Origin of the sequence: Tsukamurella sp. M9C, assembly GCF_020169415.1 — a bacterium.
In the GTDB taxonomy this organism is placed as follows: domain Bacteria; phylum Actinomycetota; class Actinomycetes; order Mycobacteriales; family Mycobacteriaceae; genus Tsukamurella.
The window spans coordinates 1-21,646 of record NZ_JAIULG010000068.1; the positions used below are offsets into that span (position 1 = coordinate 1).

Consider the following 21,646-nt stretch of genomic DNA (forward strand, 5'->3'; position numbering starts at 1 on the left):
GTCCGATCCGACGAAGCACGGCCGGGTCGACGAGGACGGCACCGTCTACGTCGTGACCTCCGGCGGCGAGCGGGCCGTCGGCTCGTGGCAGGCCGGCGAGTCCGCGGAGGGCCTCGCGCACTTCGGCCGCAAGTACGACGAGCTCGCCACCGAGGTGGAGGTGCTCGAGGAGCGCCTGGCCAGCGGCACCGGCGACCCGAAGAAGATCCGCACCGCGGCCCAGCAGGTCGCGGACACGCTGCCCACGGCGGCGGTCGTCGGCGATCTCGACGGCCTGGCCGCCCGCGTCGGCACGCTGCTCACGGGCGCGGACACCGCGATCGTCACCGCGCAGGCGGACCGCGAGAAGAGCCGGTCCGAGGGCATCGCCCGCAAGGAGACGCTCGCCGCGGAGGCCGAGCAGATCGCGGCCGAGGCCACCCAGTGGAAGACCGCCGGCGACCGGATGCGCACCCTGCTCGACGAGTGGAAGACGATCAAGGGCGTCGACCGCAAGACCGACGACGCGCTGTGGAAGCGCTACTCCAAGGCCCGCGACGCCTTCAACAAGCGGCGCGGCGCGCACTTCGCCGAGCTCGACCGCGAGCGCGCCGGCGCGAAGGCGCGCAAGGAGGAGCTGATCGCCGAGGCGGAGAAGCTCAAGAACGACACCTCGTGGGGCGAGACCTCCGCGAAGTTCCGCGACCTGCTCGCGAAGTGGAAGGCGGCCGGCCGCGCGCCGCGCGACACCGACGACGCGCTGTGGGCCCGGTTCAAGGGCATCCAGGACGAGTTCTTCTCGGCGCGCAACGCCGCCGCCGACGAGCGGGACGCCGAGTTCTCCGAGAACGGCAAGGCCAAGCAGGCGCTGCTCGACGAGTACACCCCGCGCATCGAATCCGCCCAGAGCCTCCCCGCGCAGAAGACCGCGCTGCGCGAGCTGCAGGACAAGTGGGAGGCGATCGGCAAGGTCCCCCGCGAGCAGATGGGCTCCCTCGAGGCCGGGATCCGCGCGCTCGAGAAGAAGATCAAGGCCGCGGACGACACCCAGTGGCGCCGCACCGACCCCGAGGCCGCGGCCCGCGCCGCGCAGTTCCGGGACCGCGTCGCGCAGTTCGAGGAGCAGGCCGAGAAGGCGGAGAGCGCCGGCAAGGCCAAGGACGCCGTGCGGCTGCGCGAGCAGGCGCAGCAGTGGCGCGAGTGGGCCGACGCGGCCGAAGGCGCGATCGAAGACCGCTGAAGCCCGAACGACGACGACCGCCCGGCGAGATTCTCGCCGGGCGGTCGTCGTTTCGGCGCTGCTAGGACTGGTCGGTGGGTCGCTGCGGGCGCGGCGGCTGCTGGCCGATGCGGTTGGACCGGGCGAACTCGTCCCACTGGGAGGCGGCGTCGCGGCGCTCCTGCTCGGCGGCGAGCTGGAACGGCGTGCGGGCCCAGATGGTCTTGATCCAGACGATCGCGAGCACGATCATCGCGAGCCAGCCCAGGTAGAGCCCGATCCCGGCGCCCGTGGGCGGCTCGCCGTGCAGGCCGGTGGTCTGCCGCGACCACACCGACAGCAGGCCGAAGACGATTGCGACGCCGCAGCCGGCGCCCGCGATCACGGACAGCACCCAGCGGCGGGTCAGCAGGGCGGCGCCCGAGGCGAAGACGCCGAACAGCACCTCGAGCCAGACGAAGATCTTCGAGACGATCACCAGCGAGCTGCCCTCGATGTGCGGGTCGCCGGTGATGATCTCGATGCCCGTCACCGATCCGGTGTGCGGGAGCGCGAGCGAGCCGATCACCACGACGACGGCGATCGCGGCCACCAGGATCCGCGGGCTGACCTGGAACTCGCCGGCGAGCTTGCGCTCGACGGACTCGACCTGCGAGCGCAGGCTCTCCAGCTCTTCGGCGCTCCGGGGGTTCTCGCTGTCGGCGTTCATGGCCTCCATTGTCCACCCCGCACCGAGCGTTGTCTCCTACAGGTCGTCGTAGAGGCGATCAGCAGGTCGAGCACCCCGTCGACGCGGGTGCGGCGGCGGGCGCCGGGCGGCCGACCGGCGGCAGCCCGAGACCCACCCCGACGGGCGCCGTGACGGGGGTGATGGAGGCCTCCACGTTGTCGCCCGCGCGGGTGCGGCGATGGCTGAGCACGCCGCCGTCCGCGACGAGGTGGTGCGGCGCGGCGCCCGTGATCTCGACCTCGACGACGTCGCCGGGACGGATGCCCTCGTCGCCGGCGAAGTGCACGAGCCGGCCGTCGCGGGCGCGCCCGGACATGCGCTTGGTCTCGGCGTCCTTGCGGCCCTCGCCGAGCGCGACCAGCAGGTCGACGCGCCGGCCGACCTGCTTCCGATTCTCCTCGAGCGTGATCCGCTCCTGCAGGGCGATGAGCCGGTCGTAGCGCTCCTGGACGACCTTCTTCGGCAGCTGATCGGGCAGGTCGGCGGCCGGGGTGCCGGGGCGGATCGAGTACTGGAAAGTGAAGGCGGAGCTGAACCGGGCCTTCTCGACCACGTCGAGGGTGCCCTGGAAGTCCTCCTCGGTCTCCCCCGGGAAGCCGACGATGATGTCGGTGGTGATCGCGGCGTGCGGGATCTTTTCGCGGACGCGCTCGAGGATGCCGAGGAACTTCGTGCTGCGGTAACTGCGGCGCATCTCCTTGAGCACGCGGTCCGAGCCGGACTGCAGGGGCATGTGCAGCTGGGGGCAGATGTTCGGGGTCTCCGCCATGGCGTCGATGACGTCGTCGGTGAACTCGGCGGGATGCGGGCTGGTGAACCGCACCCGCTCGAGGCCCTCGATGCGGCCGCAGGCGCGCAGCAGGTCCGCGAACGCGCCCCGGTCGCGCGGCAGCTCCGGGTCGGCGAAGTTCACGCCGTAGGCGTTGACGTTCTGGCCGAGCAGCGTGACCTCGGAGACGCCCTGGTCGACGAGGGCCTGGACCTCGGCGAGGATGTCGCCGGGGCGGCGGTCGACCTCCTTGCCGCGCAGGCTCGGCACGATGCAGAAGGTGCAGGTGTTGTTGCAGCCGACCGAGATGGAGACCCACCCGGCGTAGGCGCTCTCGCGGCGGGCGGGCAGCGTCGACGGGAAGGCGTCCAGCGCCTCCTTGATCTCGACCTCGGCCTTCTCGTTGTGCCGGGCGCGCTCGAGCAGGGTCGGCAGGGAGCCGATGTTGTGGGTGCCGAAGACCACGTCGACCCACGGGGCCTTCTTGACGACGGTGCCGCGGTCCTTCTGGGCGAGGCAGCCGCCGACGGCGATCTGCATGCCGGGCCGCTCCCGCTTGATCGGCGCGAGGTGGCTGAGGTTGCCGTACAGCTTGTTGTCGGCGTTCTCCCGGACCGCGCAGGTGTTGAAGACCACGAGGTCCGCCTGCTCGCCGCCGTCCGCACGCACGTAGCCGGCGTCCTCGAGCAGGCCCGAGAGCCGCTCGGAATCGTGCACGTTCATCTGGCAGCCGTACGTTCTGACCTGATACGTCCGGGCGCCGGTGGTGCTGGTGGAGGCTGATTCGATCACCTCACCAGGGTATCCGGCGAGTGCAAATCGCTCGGTCCGAGCACGTCGAACGGTCACGGAGGCGCACTGTCGGAAATTCGCGGCACCAATACTGCGGACTTTACTCGGACGAAACCTGATCAATCATAGGGTCGACTCCATGACTACTCCCGCAGCTACCGGGCCCACCGGCGCGGTCCCTATGATCGAGATCGAGTCCGTCGACAAACACTTCGGCGCCCTCCACGTGCTCAAGGACATCAACCTCACCGTGCCGAAGGGGCAGGTCGTGGTGATGCTGGGCCCGTCGGGCTCGGGTAAGTCCACGCTGTGCCGCACGATCAACCGGCTCGAGCCGATCGACTCGGGCACCATTAAGATCGACGGTGCCGTCCTCCCGTCGGAGGGCAAGGGCCTCGCGAACCTGCGCGCCGAGGTCGGCATGGTCTTCCAGTCGTTCAACCTGTTCGCGCACAAGACGATCCTCGACAACGTGACGCTCGGCCCGATGAAGGTCCGCAAGCAGAACAAGGCCGACGCCGAGAAGCGCGCACTGGAGCTCCTCGACCGGGTGGGCATCGTCGCGCAGAAGGACAAGTACCCCGCGCAGCTCTCGGGCGGGCAGCAGCAGCGCGTGGCGATCGCCCGGGCGCTCGCGATGGGCCCCAAGGTGATGCTGTTCGACGAGCCGACCTCGGCGCTCGACCCGGAGATGGTCAACGAGGTGCTCGACGTGATGGTGGGCCTCGCGAAAGAGGGCATGACGATGGTGTGCGTGACCCACGAGATGGGCTTCGCGCGGAAGGCCGCCGACCGGATCCTGTTCCTCGCGGACGGCCAGATCGTCGAGGACACTGAGCCCGAGTCCTTCTTCACCGCACCGAAGTCCGACCGCGCGAAGGACTTCCTCGGCAAGATCCTGGGGCACTGATGACATCCCCGCAGAGCACCCGACCCCGTCGGTGGCGAGGCGCGATCGCCGCCGTCGCCGCCGCCCTCGTGGCGGTTCCCGTCCTGTCGGCGTGCGGCACGGACACCCCCCGCAGCCTCCTCGCCTCCATCAAGAGCGGCGACGTCGTCCTCGGCACCAAGTACGACCAGCCCGGCCTGGCGAACCGCAACCCGGACAAGTCCCACAGCGGATCCGATGTGGACGTCTCCGAGTTCGTCATCAAGCAGGTCGCCAAGAACAACGGCTGGGCCGAGCCGAAGATCACCTGGAAGGAGACCCCGTCTCCCCTGCGTGAGCGGATGATCGAGAACGGCGAGGTCGACATGATCGCCGCCACGTACTCGATCAGCGCCGCCCGCACCAAGAAGGTCGACTTCGCGGGCCCGTACCTGACGACCTATCAGGCCCTCCTGGTCAGCAAGAAGACCGCCGACCCGATCAAGAGCCTCGAAGACCTCAACTCGGGCCGCAAGCTGTGCTCGGTGTCGGGCTCGACCTCGGCGATCAACGTGAAGGCGGCCCTGCCGAACGTCCAGCTGCAGCAGTACGACGGCTACGCCTCGTGCGTCGAGGGCGTCCGGCGCGGCGTACTGGACGCGCTCACGACGGACGCGACGATCCTCGCCGGTTTCCAGGCCAAGTACCCGGGCGAGTTCGACATCGTGCCGATGACCTACCCGAAGGACGTGACCCTCACGAGCAGCACCGGTACCAAGTCCGAGAAGAAGAAGGGCGACCAGTTCTCCACCGAGCGGTACGGCATCGGCCTCCGCAAGGGTGACGGCGACGCGCTCCGCGAGGTCAACAAGGCGCTGCGCCAGATGATCCTCGGCGAGCAGGGCACCGCGACGTACGACGCGGAGGCCGTTCCGTCGGCCCCGTCCTGCGTGGTCCCCGCGGCGGTCGTCTCGAGCTTCACGGGTCTCGCCTACGCCAACCCCGACAACGCCTTGTTCCAGGCGCTCCGGAAGAACCTCGGCGAGTACGCGAACACCATGATCGACCAGGGCCGCCCCGTCGACGGCGGTAAGCCCAAGTCGGTCCTCGTCGCCGTTCCCGGCGATCAGTCGTGGCTGCTTCCCGACAAGGACGGCAACGTGAAGGTGACGGTGAACGGCCAGACGATGACGCTGCCGAAGGCCGATCCGCAGGCGCAATGCACGAAGGCAGGTGTCTGAACATGTGGGAAGACCTCGGGCCACAGCTGTGGCCGGCGTTCTGGGTGACGATCAAGCTGACCTTCTGGTCGGCGATCGGCGCCACCATCTGGGGCACGATCCTGGCGGGCATGCGGGTGTCGCCCGTCCCCGCGATGCGGGTGTTCGGCACCTGGTACGTCAACATCGTGCGGAACACGCCGCTGACGCTCATCATCCTGTTCCTCTCGCTCGGCCTGTACCAGAACATGGCGCTCGCGCTGGTGCCGAACGACTCGGACTTCACCGAGAACAACAACTTCTGGCTCGCCGTCATCGGCTTCGTCGTCTACACGGCGACGTTCGTGTGCGAGACACTGCGATCCGGCTTCAACACCGTCCCGCTGGGGCAGGCCGAGGCGGCGCGCTCGCTGGGCCTCAACTTCATCCAGGTGTTCCGGCTGATCGTGCTGCCGCAGGCCGGCCGCGCGGTGATCGCCCCGATGGGCAGCGTGCTTATCGCGCTCACGAAGAACACCACGATCGCCTCGATCATCGGTGTCGGCGAGGCCGCGCTGCTGATGAAGGAACAGCTCGAACTGCACAGTGATCAGCTGATCCTGATCTTCGTCATCTTCGCGGCGGCGTTCATGGTGATCACACTCTCCGAGGGAGCCGTCTTCGGCTACTTCGCCAAGCGACTGGCGGTGAAGCGATGAGCGCCAAGGCAACATCGACCGTTCTCTACGACGCGCCGGGCCCGAAGGCCCGCGTGCGCAACAACATCATCGCGGTGGCCTTCATCGTCGTGGTGGTGGGCCTGTTCGCCTGGGTGATCACGGCGTTCGCCGCGAACGGCCAGTTCGATCGGGAGAAGCTCGAGCCGTTCGTCGACACGAACTACTGGGGGACGTACATCCTCCCGGGCCTGTGGGGCACGTTCAAGGCCGCGCTCGCCTCGATCATCCTCGCGATGATCATGGGCGCGTTCCTCGGCATCGGCCGGCTCTCGGATCACCGGTCGGTGCGCTGGGCGACGGGCGCCATCGTCGAGTTCTTCCGCGCCATCCCGGTGCTGATCCTGATCTACTTCCTGTACATCGTCTTCGGCGTCTACAAGGTGTTCACGTCGGACTACATCGCGTTCTTCGCGGTGGTGTTCGGCCTCACCCTGTACAACGGCTCGGTGATCGCGGAGATCCTGCGGTCGGGCATCAACTCCCTGCCGAGCGGCCAGTTCGAGGCGGCCAAGGCGCTCGGGCTGCGGAAGTCGCAGACCATGCGGCTGATCCTGCTGCCGCAGGCCGTGGCGGCGATGCTGCCCGCGCTGATCTCGCAGATGGTCATCGCGCTCAAGGACAGCGCCCTCGGCTACCAGATCGGCTACATCGAAGTGGTGAAGTCCGGCATCCAGGCCGGCAACGAGTGGGGCAACGTCATCCCGTCGCTGATCATGGTGGCGATCATCATGATCCTCATCAACTTCGGACTTTCGGCACTCGCATCGAACATCGAGAAGAACCTCCGCGAGGGCCGCAAGAAGAAGATGATCGTCGACGCTCCGATAGCGCCGCTCCCCGAGCCCGGGCTCATGTCCAAGGAGGTCATGGAGACCACCCACCCGGACCCGAAGCACAAGGATCTACGGCAGGACTACGGCGACTGACCGCCGTGCCCTCCAGACCCCGCGCGAGCGCGGCCCTGGCACTGATCACAGTGCTCATGGCCGCGCTCTGCGCGTGTTCGGGGCCGTCGCCGCGGAGCCTGCTGCGGTCCATCGACGACGGTGCCGTCCTCCTCGGCGTCAAGGCCGACCAGCCCGGACTCGGGCTGCGCGGCGACGACGGGGAGTACTCGGGCTTCGACATCGACGTCGCCCGGTACGTGGTGCGGACGGTGGCCGCGGCCCGGGGGAAGGCCGAACCGAGGATCTCCTGGCGTGAGAGCCCGACCTCGCAGCGCGAGCAGCTGATCGACAACGGCGAGGTGGACGCGATCGTCGCGTCGTACTCGATCGACACCGCCCGCGTCTCCGCGGTGACCTTCGCCGGGCCGTACCTCACGACCCGGCAGGGCCTGCTGGTGCGGAGGGACGAGGCGGCCGTCGGCACCGTCTCCGATCTCGGGCGCGACCGGACGCTGTGCTCGGTGACGGGCTCGACGTCGGCGCGCACCGTGGCCGCCCTGCTCCCCGGTGTGCGGCTCCTGGAGTACGACACCTATTCGGCGTGCGCGGACGCGTTGGCGCGCCGCGCCGTCGACGCGGTGACCACCGACGAGGTGATCCTCGCCGGCTTCGCCGCGCAGCGTCCGGACGCCTTCCGCCTCGTAGACATGGTGTTGCCGAAGGACACCTGTGTCGACGGCCGGCTCCGCTCCGCAGGCGCCCCCTTCTCCGTGGAGAGGTACGGCATCGGTCTGGCCCGCGGCGACGACGCCGCCCGCGACGCCGTCAACGCCGCGCTGCGGCAGATGCTCGAATCCGGTGAGTGGGAGCGCTCGCTGCGGCGGGCCGTCGGCGACGAGGAGGCCGGTCGGACCGTCGAACGGGACGGCGGCAGCGACCGGTTGGTGCCCAGCATCGGGGACCTCGGCTTCCTCACTGCGACGAGCGCGCCGTGTGCGGCCCGCTGACCGTCACAGGTACGGGCTGGTGAGCAGTTCGATGCCGTGTCCCGCCGGATCGCGGACGTAGACGCCGCGGCCGCCGTGCCCGTGATTGATCCGGCCGGGCTCCTTCCAGAACGGGTCGGCGGCGAAATCCATTCCGCGGTCGACGAGAAGCGCGTGGGCGCGGTCGAAGTGCTCGTCGTCGACGAGGAAGGCGTAGTGCTGCGGCTGGATCTCGATCGGCGGCGCCGCGATCTGCAGCAGGACGCCGTCCTCGATCTCGAGGTTGGTGAACGGCCCCCAGGACTCGGCGGGGCGGGCCTCGAGGTAGTCGCGGTAGAACGCCGCGGATTCGTCGCTGTTCGTGGCGAAGATGATGGTGTGGTTGAAACGTGCGGGCAAAGGGGATCTCCTTCGGGGGTTCGGAATCGGGGTGCTGCGTTGATCGATTCCGAACGGCGGAGACCGCGCCGTCAACCGTCCGCCGGATCACCCGTCTGTGCGTGGCCCGAGGCCGTTCCGGCAGTCATGCCGAGCACGATACCCGGTCGCGCGCTCCCCGGATAGAGGCCGAACCTGGGGGCGCGCACAGCGAAGCCCCCGGAGTGTTCTCCGGGGGCTCCACTTCGCTGGGGATCCACTCCCCTGGTCTTTCGGCGCACGTCCGCGCAGGCGGCTCGGGCGCTGTCAGTGTGGCCGTGGCCTACTCGTGTGCGGCGTCGGCCTTCTCGCGGACCGCGTCGAGAACGACCGACAGCGCCAGCGACGGGTGGTAGCCGCGGCGGCCGAGCATGCCGACGAGGCGCTGCACCAGCTTGTCCCGATCGATCCGATCCTCCGGGACCTCGACGCGGGCGAGCTTGCGCTCCACCAGCTCCGCGGCGCGCTCCCGCTCGTCCTCGCGGCTGACGGTGTCGAGCGCGGCCGACGCCTCCTCCTCGCCGACGCCCTTCGTCCGCAGTTCCTGCGCCAGGGCGCGGCGTCCTCGGCCGGAGAACTGGTGCCGGGACTGGACCCAGCGCTGCGCGAATGCGGCGTCGTCGATGAGGCCGGCGTCGACGAACTTGTCGAGCATCCGCTCGGTGAGTTCCTCGTCGAAGCCGCGGCGCGCGAGCTTGTTCCGCAGTTCGGACCGCGAGTGATCGCGCATCGCAAGGGCGCGGTAGATCAGGTCCCGGGCCAGCGCCTCTCGCTGCGCCGGGTCCTGCTCCTTCTGCTGCGGTTCGCCGGCGGCCGGGTCATCGCCGCCCCGCGGGCGGCGCCCACGGCGCCGACCTCGCGAGACGACCTCGTCGTCGGCGTAGTCCGACATCGCGGCCTAGAAGTCGACGGGCGCGGGAGCGATCTCGTCGGCGTCGGCAGTGACATCGGCGCCCACGCCGAGCTTCTCCTTGATCCGCTTCTCGATCTCGTCGCGGACGTCCGGGTTCTCGACCAGGAACTTGCGGGCGTTCTCCTTGCCCTGGCCCAGCTGGTCACCGTCGTAGGTGTACCAGGAGCCCGACTTGCGGATGAAGCCCTCGTTGACGCCCATGTCGATGATGGAGCCCTCGCGGCTGATGCCCTGGCCGTAGATGATGTCGAACTCGGCCTGCTTGAAGGGCGGCGAGACCTTGTTCTTGACGACCTTGACGCGGGTGCGGTTGCCCACGGCGTCGGTGCCGTCCTTGAGGGTCTCGATCCGGCGCACGTCGAGTCGCACCGACGAGTAGAACTTCAGCGCCTTACCGCCCGTGGTGGTCTCGGGCGAGCCGAACATGACGCCGATCTTCTCGCGCAGCTGGTTGATGAAGATGGCGGTGGTGCCGGAGTTGTTCAGGGCGCCCGTCATCTTGCGGAGCGCCTGGCTCATGAGGCGGGCCTGCAGGCCGACGTGGCTGTCGCCCATCTCGCCCTCGATCTCGGCCTTGGGGACCAGCGCGGCCACCGAGTCGATCACGATGATGTCGAGCGCGCCGGAGCGGATCAGCATGTCCGCGATCTCGAGCGCCTGCTCACCGGTGTCCGGCTGCGAGACGAGCAGGGCATCGGTATCGACGCCGAGCTTCGCGGCGTAGTCGGGATCGAGCGCGTGCTCCGCGTCGATGAAGGCCGCGATGCCGCCGTTGGCCTGCGCCTCCGCGACCGCGTGCAGCGCCACCGTGGTCTTACCCGAGGACTCCGGGCCGTAGATCTCGATGACGCGGCCGCGCGGCAGGCCGCCGATGCCGAGCGCGACGTCCAGCGCGATGGAGCCGGTGGGGATCACCGCGATGGGCTGACGCACCTCGTCTCCGAGGCGCATGACCGAGCCCTTGCCGTAGTTCTTGTCGATCTGTGCGAGGGCCAGCTCGAGGGCCTTATCGCGATCCGGTGCCGCAGGTGCCATGGGACTCTCCGTCCTTCGGGCCGGGACTGGGAAGAGCCGCCGGCGCTGGGTTCTACTGTTGCTACGGACGCTAGAGGGACCCTCTGACAAGTTTTCGCATCCGCATCGGGCGCGCTCTCGCCGGCTCACTTTCACGTCGAACACCGTCGACTATAGGCGAACCTGCGTTCGAAGCAAGCATCGAACGCGCGACACGCCGCGCCGCGCCGATCGGGTGGCCGAGGCCCCCGATCCGATCACCTCCGAGCTGCGGTTCCGCCGCTCCGCGCGTAGCGACCGGGAGTGGTCCCGACCATCGACTTGAAGTGACGGTTGAGGTGCGACTGATCGTGGAAGCCCGCCTCCACCGAGACCTCGGCGGGTGTTCCCCCGGCGAGCAGCATCCCGCGCGCCAGCTCGACCCGCCTGCCGATGAGGTACCGGTGCGGAGGGAGCCCGAACTCGCGGGAGAACTCCCTGACCAGGTGCGTCGGGTCCACGTACAGCGTGCGCCCCGCCTCCTCGAGGGTCATCCCCTCGCGGACACGACCGTCGAGCAGGTCCCGGAAGGCGTGCGCGACCGACCGATTCCGCGGCATCTCCGGCGGCTGCGGATTCCCGTCCAGGTGCCATTGGAGGCGTTCGAGGATCAGGGCGAGCCGGCTCGCCGCTTCGAACTCCTCACCCGGAGCCGTGAGCGCACCGTTGAGGCGGTCGACGCGGCGGCGGAGCGGACCGTCGAGCAGTGTCGGCCTGCCGACCGCGCGGCCGACCCCGGTGAGCATCCGTGACTCCAGATAGATCACCCGCTTGTCGAAGCCGCCCGCCGTCAGGCTGTGCCCGTCGTGGGCGACGTGCGGCGGCAACAACGTCACCGACCGCGTCGTCGAATCGCACCGCTCCCCACCCAACTCGTACCCGATGCGGCCGCGGTCGACGGTGAGCAGCGTCCACACGTCGTGCGTGTGCATCGGGTAGGCGTGCTCCTCGAAGTGCGCCCGGAACACCTCGGCGATCCCCTCGACGTCCGGACGCCAGGCGACGGTCGACTCCGCGGACATCCATCAAGTATGTACAAGACCCGCCGCCCGGGCGGCGGCGACGCTGGAGGCATGACCGAGACGATTCGATTCGACACCAAGATCGCGGTGCTGCTCCGGGACGACCTGGCCGGGTGGCAGCGCCTCAACACCACCGCGTTCCTCGTCAGCGGGATCGCCGCCACCGTCCCCGAGGTCGTCGGCGAGCCCTACGCCGATGCCGACGGCGTCGCCTACCTGCCGATGTTCCGCCAGCCCGTCCTCGTCTTCGAGGGCGCCGGCGAGACGCTCCGCGCCGCTCACCGGCGGGCGCTGGGACGGGGCCTGACCGTCTCCGTCTTCACCCGGGAGCTCTTCTCGACCGGCAACGACCGGGACAACCGCGCCGCGGTGCAGGCGGTCGGCAGCGACGACCTCGACCTCGTCGGCATCGGTGTGCACGGCCCCAAGAACGCCGTCGACCGCATCCTCAAGGGCGCACGCATGCACCCGTGATCCAGGCCTGGAGACGACGGCGACCGCCCCTCCGGATCGGAGGGACGGTCACCGTCGAACACGGGAGAGCGGGAGCTACCAGCCCAGCGCCTCCAGCTGCGCCTGGACGGCGGCGCGGTACTTCTCCACGTTGTCGGTCTTGATCGACTCGTAGCCGCGGACCATGTCCGGCAGCTCGGCGAGGGCGACGACCTGGTCGCGCTGCTCGTCCGCGACGCGGCCGCCCTCGGCGGCGGCGATCATGAGGCCCACCAGCGCGCGGTACTCCGCGATGAGGGTGCGCTCCATGCGACGCATCTCGGTCATGCCGAAGACGTCGAGCTTGGTGCCGCGCAGGCGCTTCATCTTCGCCAGCGTCTTCATGCCCGGGTTCACCCACTCGCCCAGCGCGAGCTTGTTCTTCAGGCCCATCTCGCGCAGCGTCGGCGGGTGCAGGCGGATCGCCTTCTTGGCGTCGGCGCCGAACTCGTCGGCGACCTGTGCCGCGAAGCCGGCGTCCTGCGAGAGGCGCGCCACCTCGTACTCGTCCTTGTACGCCATCAGCTTGTGCAGGTTGTGCGCGACGGCCGCGGTCAGATCCTCCGAGTCCCACGACTTCTCGGCGCGGAAGACCCGCACCACGTCGTCGACGTAGCGCTCGGCGTAGGCCTTGTCCTGGTAGGCGACGAGCTCGTCGACCCGCAGCCCCACCTGGCGGAGCAGCTCCTCGGAGCCACCGTCGAGGGCGGAGACGAGGCCCTTGGCGAACGCGCTGACGGGGGCCGGCGCGGGCACGGGGTGCAGGGCGTCGATCGCGGCCTTGACGCCGGCCGGGTCCGAGACCGACTGGCGGCCACGACGGAAGGCCTGCAGGTTCTTCTCCACGGCCACGCCGTTGAGCTCGATGGCCCGCTCGATCGACGCCGAGCTGATCGGCAGCGCTCCGGTCTGGAACGCGGCACCGACCATGAACATGTTCGCGTACTGCTCGTCGCCGAACAGCTCCAGCGTCAGCGCACCCGGATCGAGGTAGACGGTGCGCAGCGACGCCCGGTCGATCTCCTGATGGATGGTGCCCGCGTCGGGGTAGCCGACCGAGGTGTCGATCACCATCTGCCCGGTGGGCACCTGGGTGGTCGAGACGATCGACGTGGTGCGCTCCGGCGAGGCCACCTTGAGGTTCTGCGGATCCACACCGACGAGGCTGTCGCACGAGAGGTACACGTCGCAGTCGCCGGAGGCCACCTTCGCCGCCTGGTCCACGTACGTCGCCGACACCTTGATGTCCGAGACCACGGCGCCGCCCTTCTGCGCCATGCCCGTCATGTCGACGGTGCGCGCGGAGTGGCCGTCGAGCACCGTGGCGGTCGCGAGGATCGCCGAGACGGTGACGACACCCGTGCCGCCGATGCCGGTCACACGGATGGCCATGCCGTCGGCCTCGCGGCGCGCCTTCTTCGGCTGCGGGATCGACTCGGCGGTGATCTCGGGCACCGACTTGCGCACCTTGCCCTGCGCGCCCGGCGTGACGGTCACGAACGACGGGCAATCGCCCTTGAGGCAGGAGAAGTCGAGGTTGCACGAGCTCTGGTCGATCCGCGTCTTGCGGCCGAACTCGGTCTCGACCGGGTGCACCGAGAGGCAGTTGCTCTTCTGGCCGCAGTCGCCGCAGCCCTCACAGATCCGCTCGTTGATCACGACGCGCTGGTTCGGCACCGGGTACTTGCCGCGCTTGCGCTTGCGCCGCTTCTCCGCGGCGCAGTGCTGATCGTGCACCAGGACGGTGCAGCCCGGGACCTCGGCCAGCTCGCGCTGGATGTCGAGCGTGTCGGCGCGGTCGCGGACCTCGACGCCCTTCGGCAGGCCGAGGGCCTTGGTGCGCTTGGGATCGTCGGACGTGACGACGACCTTGGTGACACGCTCGGCGAGCAGCAGCGTGCAGATCTGCGGCAGCGTCATCTCGCCGACCGGGTCCTGGCCGCCCGTCATCGCGACGGTGCCGTTGAACAGCAGCTTGTAGGTGATGCGCTCCCCCGAGGCCACGGACTGGCGCAGGGCCAGCGAGCCCGAGTGCATGAACGTGCCGTCGCCGATGTTCTGCACGAAGTGCTTCTCGGTGACGAAGGGGGCCATGCCGACCCACTGCGCGCCCTCGCCGCCCATCTGGCTGACGCCCGTCACGTCGCCCACCTGCTGCGGGTCCATGAGGAGCACCATCGCGTGGCAGCCGATGCCGGCGCCGACCAGCGTGTCGTCGGCGACCTTGGTGGAGGTGTTGTGCGGGCAGCCCGAGCAGAAATACGGGCTGCGCTGCGCCAGCGGCAGCTCGATGCGGGTGCGCACCTGCGCCTTCCGGTCCAGCCAGTCCTTGGCGGCGGGCACTTGGTGCACGCGCGCCAGGCGCGAGGCGAGGCCCCGGGAGACCGAGTCCACGTCCAGCTCGCCGAAGCGGGAGAACAGGGTGGAGCCGTCCTCGTTGGTCTTGCCGACGATGTTCGGCGCACCCGGGTGGCGGAACAGGATGTCGCGCATCATGGTCTCGAGGAAGTCGCGCTTCTCCTCGACCACGATCACCTCGTCGAGGCCGTCGATGAACTCGTGCATGATCTGCCGCTCGAACGGGTAGACCATGCCCATCTTGAGGATGCGGATGCCGAGCCGGTTGAGCTCGTCGTCCTCGATGCCGATCAGCCGCAGCGACTCGCGCACGTCGAGGTAGGTCTTGCCGGCGCAGACGATACCGATCCGGTCGTCGCTGGAGCGCACCGTCATCCGGTTGAGCCGGTTGATCCGCGCGTACTCGGTGGCGCGCGGCATGCGCACCGTCAGCTGGTTCTGCTCGAGCTCCATCAGCTTCGCGCCGAGCAGCAGGCCCGACGGGACGTGCGGGCTGGTGCCGAGATCGCCGTAGACGGGCAGGATCCGGTCCGGGTGCACGTCGGCGGTCGAGGAGCCGTCCGCGACGTGCGCGGAGATCTTCAGCGACGTCCACAGGCCGGACACGCGCGACATGATCGCCGCGTGCACGCCCAGGTCCAGGATGTCCTGGGAATCGGCCGGGTACAGGATCGGCATGTACAGGTCGGCCAGCGCCATCTCGGAGGCGCACGGCACCGTCGAGCTCTTGGCGCCCGGGTCGTCACCGACGAGGGCGACCGCGCCGCCCGCCGCGTGGGTGCCGATGATGTTGGCGTGCCGCAGCGCATCGGTCGCGCGGTCGAGGCCCGGGGCCTTGCCGTACCAGTAGCCGGTCACGCCGTCGAGGCCGCGGTCGAGGTGCCCGACCTGCGCGGCGATCTGCGAGCCCATGACCGACGTGGCGGCCAGTTCCTCGTTGAGGCCGGGGCGGTGGACGATGTCGAAGTCCTTGAGGTACTTCGTGCGCTTGGCGATCTCCAGGTCGTAGCCCGCGAGCGGCGAGCCCTCGTAGCCGGAGATGAACGAGCCCGTCTTGAGGTTCTGGCGGCGATCGAGCCGCGCCCGGTCGCGCACCATGCGGACCAGAGCCTGAATGCCCGTGAGGTAGATCGTGCCCTCTTCGCGCGTGTACCGATCGTCCAGGGAGAAGGACTCGACCGCGGCGGACTGCCCACCCCGGGGGTCGGCGTCGTGCCGGCCCGCCTGCGTGGCATCCGTGCCACCGGGAACCTTCTCGATCGGCGAATTGGCGTCAAGGGTCACTGAAACCACCGTGCTTTCTCTCAATACGCCCTGTTCCAGGGGTGGCGGAACCGGGCGTGGGCTGTGTCGGTGGTCACAGCATAACTGCTGAGACGACCTATTTCACACCCGTCTCGGGCGACTCGCCGCGCGCCGACCGGACCCGCCGCTGCGGGCCGATACCCTGATTGATCGTGAACCTCCGAATCGCCCGGATCGCCGCCGTCGTGGCCGGCCTGATCGGCCTGGTGCTCGCGATCGCGACGCCGCTGCTGCCGATCAAGCAGACCGCCGTCACGATCGACTGGCCGCAGTCCGGATCACTCGCGCCGGTCACCGCGCCGCTCACGATGTACAAGCCGCTCGAGGTGGACGCGACGATCCCCTGCGCGGTCGCGGCGGCGGCACCGTCGGACAGGCAGACGGTGCTCGCGGCCACGACGCCCCCGCCGGCCGGGGACCGGGCGCGCACGGCCGGGCTGTACGTCACCGTCGACGGCGAGGCGCTGACGGTCCGCTCGCGGGGCGCTCTGGTGCACCACGTGCCGCGCGCCGACCTGGCGCGGTGCGGCGAGCTGCGGATCGCGATCGACGCCGATCACGCCTTCGCCGCGGCCACGGGCATCTCCGGTCAGGGCGACGTCCGCGGCGATCTCCGGCCCCAGGTGGTGGGCGTCTTCTCCGACCTGCCCGCGGACCTGCAGGGCCCGACGCCGAAGATGACCATCGACGTCGACTCGCGGTACACCTCCTCCCCGTCGGTGCTCAAGGGCACCGCGATCCTCGTCGGCGTGGCCTGCGTGCTCCTCTCGCTGCTCGCGCTGGCGCTGCTCGACCGCGCCGACGGCCGGCGCCGGGGCCGGCTGCTCCCCCGCAGCTGGCTGCACGTGCGCCTCGCCGACGTCGCCGTGATCGGCAGCCTGCTGGTCTGGCACATCGTCGGGGCGCCGACCTCCGACGACGGCTACATCCTCGGGATGATCAAGGCCGCGCCGCACTCGGGCTACATGCCCGAGGTCTTCCGCTACTACGACGCGCCCTACGCGCCCTTCGGCATGCCCTTCTACGTGGTGTCGTGGATGGCGGATCTCAGCGTCTCGAGCCCGTGGCTGCGCCTGCCCGCGCTGCTGTCGGGGATCCTGGCGTGGTTCCTGCTCTCCCGCGAGGTGCTGCCGCGCCTCGGGCTGAGCAAGCGCCGCGCACCGCGGGACTACTCGCGGGCGCTGTGGGCGATGGCGGCCGTCTTCACCCTGTTCTGGCTCACCTACAACCCCGGCCTGCGCCCGGAGCCGATCGTCGCGGTCGGCACCGTCGTCACCTGGTGCCTGGTGGAACGCTCCGTCGCGACCCGCCGCCTCGCCCCCGCGGGCCTCGGCCTGGTCGTGGCCGGCCTGACCCTCTCCGCGGCCCCGACGGGCAGCTTCGCGTTCGTCGTCTTCCTCGTCGCTGCGGCTCCCCTGTGGCGGGCCGTCGTGGCGCACGTGAAGGCGAACGGCTACGCGGCGACGCTGCTGACGCTGGGCGCGGCCGGCGCGTCGGTGCTCTTCCTCGTCTTCGCCGACCACGGCCTCGTCGAGATGCTGCAGTCCACCAAGCTGCTCGGCGACGTCGGGCCGAGCGAGCCGTGGCACCGCGAGATCATCCGGTACGAGGCCCTGTTCCAGCAGAACCCCAACGGTTCCGTCGCCCGACGGTTCGCCATGCTCGCGCTGTTCCTCGGCTCCGCGATCGTCGTCGCGCTGCTGCTGTGGCGGCGACGCATCCCCGGCATCGCGACCGGACCGGCGCGCCGCGTCGTGGCCGCCATCGGCGTCTCGCTGCTGGTCATGGCCTTCAACCCCACCAAGTGGACCCATCACTTCGGCGCGTTCGCCACGCTCGGCGCGATGGTCGCGGCGATCGCCGTCGTCGCGGTCGGGCCGCGCACCATCCGGCGCCCCCAGTTCCGGCTGCTCGCCCTCGCGGCCGTCGCGGGCTGCGCGACGCTGGCCTTCGAGACGACCAACGGCTGGTTCTACCCGGGCAACTTCGGCATCCCCTGGGGCGGCGCCGAGCCGGCCGTCGCCGGGATCAAGATCGCGAACGTCTTCGGCGCGGCCACCGTCGTGCTGCTGCTCGCGGCGCTCGTCGTGCACGTCACCGGTTGGACGCCGCGCGTCCCCGAGGTCGGCGGACGCCTGCCGGGATTCGCGACGCCGATCACGCTGGTCGCGACGCTGATCATCGCGATGATCGGCGCCACCAACGTCGCGTCGATCATGATCCAGCGACCGGCCTACTCCTACGGGCAGCAGAACCTGCGCTCGCTCGCCGGCAACCCGTGCGGCATGGCCGACGAGGTGCTCGTCGAGCGCGACGCCACCGCGGGCGTGCTCGCGCCGATCGGCAACGCCCCCGATCCGCTCGTCGGGGAGCTCAACACCAACTTCACCCCGAACGGCATCGCCGGCAGCCTGTCCTCGTCGTCGCGGGGCGCCGCGGACCTCGTGCGCACCGGCGACGCCGACAACACCCCGTCGAACACGGGCGGCACCGGCGGCGGCACGCTCGACGCGCCCGGCGTCAACGGCTCCACGGCGGCGCTACCCTTCGGGCTCGACCCTGCGCGCGTGCCGGTGGTCGGCAGCCGCCAGACCGGGCCGCAGCACTCGGCCCGAGCCGTCTCCAGTTGGTACGCGCTGCCCGCCGGCGGGATCGACCGGCTGCTGACGATCAGCGTCGCCGGCCGGTTCAACCCCGGCGACCTGCAGCTCGAATTCGGCTCCGGGACCGGCACGATCACCCCGAACGGGGCCGTGACGCCGATCGACATCGGCCCGCTCCCCGCATGGCGCAACCTCCGCGTCCCCGCGGAGACGGTGCCCGCGGGCTCGACCGCCGTGCGCGTGCGCGCGAGCATCACGGCACCGTCGGAGAGCACCTGGGTGGCGTACACGCCCCCGCGCGCTCCGAAGCTGGAGACGCTGCAGGAGCTGCTGGCCGACGATCCGACGCTGGTCGACTGGGGCGCCGGCATCGGCTTCCCCTGCCAGCGCCAGTGGCGCGAGAACGGCGGCGTCGCGGAGCAGCCGCGGTGGCGGATCCTGCCCGAGCGCGACCTCGCGGCCGCGGCGACCACCACGTGGCAGGGCGGCGACGCCGGCGGGCCGCTGGGCTGGGCGCTGCTGCTCGCCAAGGCGCAGACGGTGCCGACGTACCTGAACCACGACTGGGGCCGGGAGTGGGGCGCGCTGGAGCGGTACGTGCCCTACGTCGATGCGCCGGCGGCGCAGCTGGGCCGGACCGAGGTCACGCGGTCCGGGCTGTGGACGCCGGGCCCGACGCCCCAGGAGTAGCTACCAGCGGGACCGGGGGACGTCGAACTCGGAACAGAGCTCGCGCCAGACGTCCTTCGGATCCACGCCGGACTCGATGGCCTGGTCGCCGGTCGCGCCGAAGGCGCTGAGCCGGTGGTCCCGCATCAGAGTGTCGCCGCGGAGGGCGCCGAACTCGGCGTAGAGCAGTTCGCGGAAGTCAGTCAGGCGCACCGCACCAGGTTACCGATACGCCTCGCACACCAGCACGGGGTCGGCGACGCGGTGGGCGCCGTCGGCGGCGGCTCGGGCGGACCGGGAGAACGACGGGTCGTCGAGGACGCGGCGCACGCCGTCGCGGATCGCCTCAGCGGTCGCGGGCCGCACGAGGACGCCGCTCCCCTGCCGCGCGACGCGGTTGGCGAGTTCCCATTGGTCGCCGCCGCCGGGGACGACGACGACCGGCTTGCCTGCGGTGAGCGCCTTGGTGAGCATGCCGTGCCCGCTGCCGCAGACCACGGCGTCGGCCCGCGCGACCAGGTCGTCCTGGCGGCCGAAGCCGCTGGCGACCCACGGCTCGTCGAAGGCGGGCGGGTTCAGCCCGCTCACCGCGAGGCGCACGCCGGCGCCGCGGAGGCCGTCGACGGCGACCTCGGCGAGGTTCTGCTCCCCCGTCGCCGCGGTCGACGGGGCCACCATGACGAGCGGACCGGCACCGTCGGGAACGGGGCACGGATCGTCCGTGGGCTCGAGCGTGAGGGGCCCGACGAGGTGCGTCCGCGCCGGCCAGTCGGGCCGGGGCAGCTCCAGTGCGGGGATGGTGGCGACGAGCCGGCCGGCGGGCCCGCCGTCGTGGGGCGGGAGGCCGATGCCCGCGCGGGCGGCCTCGCGCTGACGGCGGCCGTTGCGCAGGTCGCGCGCGGTGAAGGCGCGGAGCACGACGTCGCGGAGCAGCTCGCGCGGCGTCTGCGCGGGGGCCAGACCGGAGCCGATGGGTGGCAGCCCCGCCGAGGGCAGGTAGAGCGGGTGCGGGCTGAGCTCCAGCCAGGGCACACCCAGCAGTTCCGCAGCCATCCCGCCGCCGGGGGTGAGGATGTCGGCGACCACGAGGTCGGCGCGGAAGGCCTCGATGCCGGGGAGGACCTGCGTCGCGATGTGGGCGGCGCGGCCGTGGATCTTGGATCCGGCGTCGCCGTCGTCGTCGCCCGGTCGGGCGGCCAGGCCCGGCAGCTCGCGGGTGTCGACGCCGTAGCGCGCGCCGACCCCGCCCCACTGCCGTCCGGTGAAGACGACGGGCTCGTGCCCGGCGCGGATCAGGCGGAGCGCAAGGGCGAGGCCGGGCAGTGCATGCCCGGCCTCGGATCCCGCGACGATCGCAATGCGCACCCGCACTCCTTCGTGAGCCGGCGGCACGCCCGGGGGGCGTGCGCGGGGCGGCTCGCTAGAACGTGGTCGGGGTCTTCTTCCCCGAGCCCAGCCACTTGACCACCGAGACGATACCGATGATCACCAGCGCGATGATGGCGAGCGGGAACAGCGACTTGATGATCGCCGAGGCCACCATCAGTACGAGCCAGATGGCGACGATGGCGCCGAGGATCTTCCAGAACATTGCGGTGCACCTTTCGGGGGATTTTCGTTGAGTCCTTCGCCTTCCATACTGCCCCCGTCGGAGCGCGGAAGTCACGCTCTGAACTGCGGTTTCAGGGAGATTTGGGGGTTAACCCCGAGAGCGGATCACCAGGTGTGGGGATCCGGCACCGGCGGCAGCGCCGCGATGCCGTAGGCCCAGGCGCGCAGCCGTTCGGCGGTCTCCTGCAGGCGGGGCGTCGCGGTGCTGAGCTCGTCGAACCGGGCGGGCGAGCCGAGGGACCGGCGCGCAGCGGCGACCGTCGTCGCGGCGGAGCGGACCATCTCGCGGTAGGCCTCGACGCCCTCGTCGAGGCTGTCGAGACCATCCTCGAAGGTCTCGCGCAGGTACGCGGCCGAGCCACCCCCGCCCGCGACGACGCGCTCGAGGTCGATGAGCTGTTCGGCGTAGGAGATGATGGCGTCGGCGGAGGTCTCGGCGTCGTCGTCGAGCTCGCTGAGGGCGTCGGGCGGCAGCGCGCCGGAGCGGGTGAGCACCGACATGAGCGCCAGGAACTCCTGCTCGGCGTCGGCGAGCGCGCGCACCGGGTCGTGGAGGGCCGACGAGCGGGCGGGGACCGCGCGGCGGGCGTAGGTGCGGGGCGGCGGCGGAGTGCGGCGCAGGCGGCGCAGCTTGCGGACGGCGTATCCCGCGGGCACGGCGATGAGCGCGGTGACGGCGGTGGCGGTGCCGCCCACGACGGGCGCGGCCGCGGCGAAGCCGCCGACGGCCACCACGGCCGAGGTGGAGGTGGTCGCGGCCCAGCTGTTCACGGTGTAGCGGGCCTGCTTGATGGAGCGCTGGTGGGCCGCCTTGGGATCCCGGCGACGGGCGGCCTTGTCGCGGGCCTCGTCGGCGGCGCGGGCCGCCGTCTCCATCGCGGTGGACGCGGCGCTGATCGCGGAGGCGGCCATCCGACCAGCAGAGGCCGCCACCGCCGAGAAGTCGGTGCGGTGGCGGCCTCGCTGGTCAGTCATCGTTCCTCGTCGGTTCTCAGGGCTTCTGGAAGTTCGGGTTCGGGGCCTGCTGCGGGGTC

The 21,646-nt window shown here is 70.6% G+C and carries 19 protein-coding genes; 8 read left to right on the forward strand and 11 right to left on the reverse strand.

Annotated features, from left to right (window positions below):
- Nucleotides 1-1,219: DUF349 domain-containing protein (locus LB823_RS22040; protein WP_224651633.1), on the forward strand; the 1,219-nt coding region annotated here is incomplete at its 5' end.
- 61 nt (nucleotides 1,220-1,280) lie between these two features.
- On the opposite strand, the gene LB823_RS22045 is transcribed toward LB823_RS22040, so the two are convergent.
- Both LB823_RS22045 and miaB read right to left on the reverse strand, forming a co-directional pair.
- Complete coding sequence (locus tag LB823_RS22045; protein WP_224651635.1) at nucleotides 1,281-1,907, reverse strand: hypothetical protein; 627 nt, start codon at nucleotides 1,905-1,907, stop codon at nucleotides 1,281-1,283.
- A 58-nt stretch (nucleotides 1,908-1,965) separates the two neighbouring features.
- A complete protein-coding gene (gene miaB, locus LB823_RS22050) occupies nucleotides 1,966-3,486 on the reverse strand; it encodes a tRNA (N6-isopentenyl adenosine(37)-C2)-methylthiotransferase MiaB (protein ID WP_224651667.1) in 1,521 nt (506 codons plus the stop codon).
- Between the two features lie 184 nt (nucleotides 3,487-3,670).
- Between miaB and gluA the strand changes: the two genes are divergently transcribed.
- Genes gluA through LB823_RS22075 form a run of 5 tightly spaced genes read left to right on the forward strand, consistent with a single transcriptional unit; the run spans nucleotide 3,671 to nucleotide 8,190 of the window.
- On the forward strand, nucleotides 3,671-4,399 hold the full coding sequence (gene gluA / locus LB823_RS22055) for a glutamate ABC transporter ATP-binding protein GluA (RefSeq protein WP_224651669.1): 729 nt from the start codon (nucleotides 3,671-3,673) through the stop codon (nucleotides 4,397-4,399).
- Complete coding sequence (locus LB823_RS22060) at nucleotides 4,399-5,598, forward strand: transporter substrate-binding domain-containing protein (RefSeq protein WP_224651637.1); 1,200 nt, start codon at nucleotides 4,399-4,401, stop codon at nucleotides 5,596-5,598. The genes gluA and LB823_RS22060 overlap by 1 nt, the downstream gene beginning before the upstream one ends.
- 2 nt (nucleotides 5,599-5,600) lie before the next feature.
- Nucleotides 5,601-6,275, forward strand: coding sequence for an amino acid ABC transporter permease (locus LB823_RS22065; protein ID WP_224651639.1), 675 nt, complete (start codon nucleotides 5,601-5,603; stop codon nucleotides 6,273-6,275).
- Nucleotides 6,272-7,222: an amino acid ABC transporter permease gene (locus LB823_RS22070; RefSeq protein WP_224651641.1), complete on the forward strand. Its 951-nt coding sequence runs from the start codon at nucleotides 6,272-6,274 to the stop codon at nucleotides 7,220-7,222. The genes LB823_RS22065 and LB823_RS22070 overlap by 4 nt, the downstream gene beginning before the upstream one ends.
- A gap of 5 nt (nucleotides 7,223-7,227) precedes the next feature.
- A complete protein-coding gene (locus LB823_RS22075) occupies nucleotides 7,228-8,190 on the forward strand; it encodes a glutamate ABC transporter substrate-binding protein (protein ID WP_224651643.1) in 963 nt (320 codons plus the stop codon).
- A 3-nt stretch (nucleotides 8,191-8,193) separates the two neighbouring features.
- Here the strand turns inward: LB823_RS22075 and LB823_RS22080 are convergent, their stop codons facing one another.
- The 4 genes from LB823_RS22080 to LB823_RS22095 form a co-directional block, all read right to left on the reverse strand.
- Nucleotides 8,194-8,568: a VOC family protein gene (locus LB823_RS22080; RefSeq protein WP_224651645.1), complete on the reverse strand. Its 375-nt coding sequence runs from the start codon at nucleotides 8,566-8,568 to the stop codon at nucleotides 8,194-8,196.
- A 301-nt stretch (nucleotides 8,569-8,869) separates the two neighbouring features.
- Entirely contained in the window at nucleotides 8,870-9,478 is a 609-nt protein-coding gene (locus LB823_RS22085; RefSeq protein ID WP_224651647.1) for a regulatory protein RecX, read from the reverse strand.
- Between the two features lie 6 nt (nucleotides 9,479-9,484).
- A complete protein-coding gene (gene recA / locus LB823_RS22090; RefSeq protein WP_224651649.1) occupies nucleotides 9,485-10,534 on the reverse strand; it encodes a recombinase RecA in 1,050 nt (349 codons plus the stop codon).
- A 236-nt stretch (nucleotides 10,535-10,770) separates the two neighbouring features.
- The gene (locus tag LB823_RS22095; protein ID WP_224651651.1) at nucleotides 10,771-11,574 is read right to left on the reverse strand and encodes an AraC family transcriptional regulator; all 804 of its coding nucleotides are present in this window, start codon (nucleotides 11,572-11,574) and stop codon (nucleotides 10,771-10,773) included.
- Nucleotides 11,575-11,625: 51 nt separating this feature from the next.
- On the opposite strand from LB823_RS22095, the gene LB823_RS22100 reads away from it, so the two are divergent.
- Entirely contained in the window at nucleotides 11,626-12,048 is a 423-nt protein-coding gene (locus LB823_RS22100; RefSeq protein WP_224651653.1) for a DUF2000 domain-containing protein, read from the forward strand.
- Between the two features lie 75 nt (nucleotides 12,049-12,123).
- Here the strand turns inward: LB823_RS22100 and LB823_RS22105 are convergent, their stop codons facing one another.
- Complete coding sequence (locus LB823_RS22105) at nucleotides 12,124-15,708, reverse strand: indolepyruvate ferredoxin oxidoreductase family protein (protein ID WP_224651655.1); 3,585 nt, start codon at nucleotides 15,706-15,708, stop codon at nucleotides 12,124-12,126.
- A gap of 173 nt (nucleotides 15,709-15,881) precedes the next feature.
- On the opposite strand from LB823_RS22105, the gene LB823_RS22110 reads away from it, so the two are divergent.
- Nucleotides 15,882-19,022, forward strand: coding sequence for an arabinosyltransferase domain-containing protein (locus LB823_RS22110; RefSeq protein ID WP_224651657.1), 3,141 nt, complete (start codon nucleotides 15,882-15,884; stop codon nucleotides 19,020-19,022).
- On the opposite strand, the gene LB823_RS22115 is transcribed toward LB823_RS22110, so the two are convergent.
- The 4 genes from LB823_RS22115 to LB823_RS22130 all read right to left on the reverse strand — a co-directional run bounded on the left by LB823_RS22115 (nucleotide 19,023) and on the right by LB823_RS22130 (nucleotide 21,587).
- Nucleotides 19,023-19,214, reverse strand: coding sequence for a DUF3046 domain-containing protein (locus LB823_RS22115; RefSeq protein WP_224651659.1), 192 nt, complete (start codon nucleotides 19,212-19,214; stop codon nucleotides 19,023-19,025).
- A gap of 9 nt (nucleotides 19,215-19,223) precedes the next feature.
- Nucleotides 19,224-20,366: a glycosyltransferase gene (locus LB823_RS22120; protein WP_224651661.1), complete on the reverse strand. Its 1,143-nt coding sequence runs from the start codon at nucleotides 20,364-20,366 to the stop codon at nucleotides 19,224-19,226.
- Nucleotides 20,367-20,421: 55 nt separating this feature from the next.
- Nucleotides 20,422-20,592, reverse strand: a complete 171-nt coding sequence (locus tag LB823_RS22125; protein ID WP_224651663.1) for a hypothetical protein — start codon at nucleotides 20,590-20,592, stop codon at nucleotides 20,422-20,424.
- A 125-nt stretch (nucleotides 20,593-20,717) separates the two neighbouring features.
- Nucleotides 20,718-21,587, reverse strand: a complete 870-nt coding sequence (locus LB823_RS22130; RefSeq protein ID WP_224651665.1) for a hypothetical protein — start codon at nucleotides 21,585-21,587, stop codon at nucleotides 20,718-20,720.
- Nucleotides 21,588-21,646 lie beyond the last annotated feature (59 nt).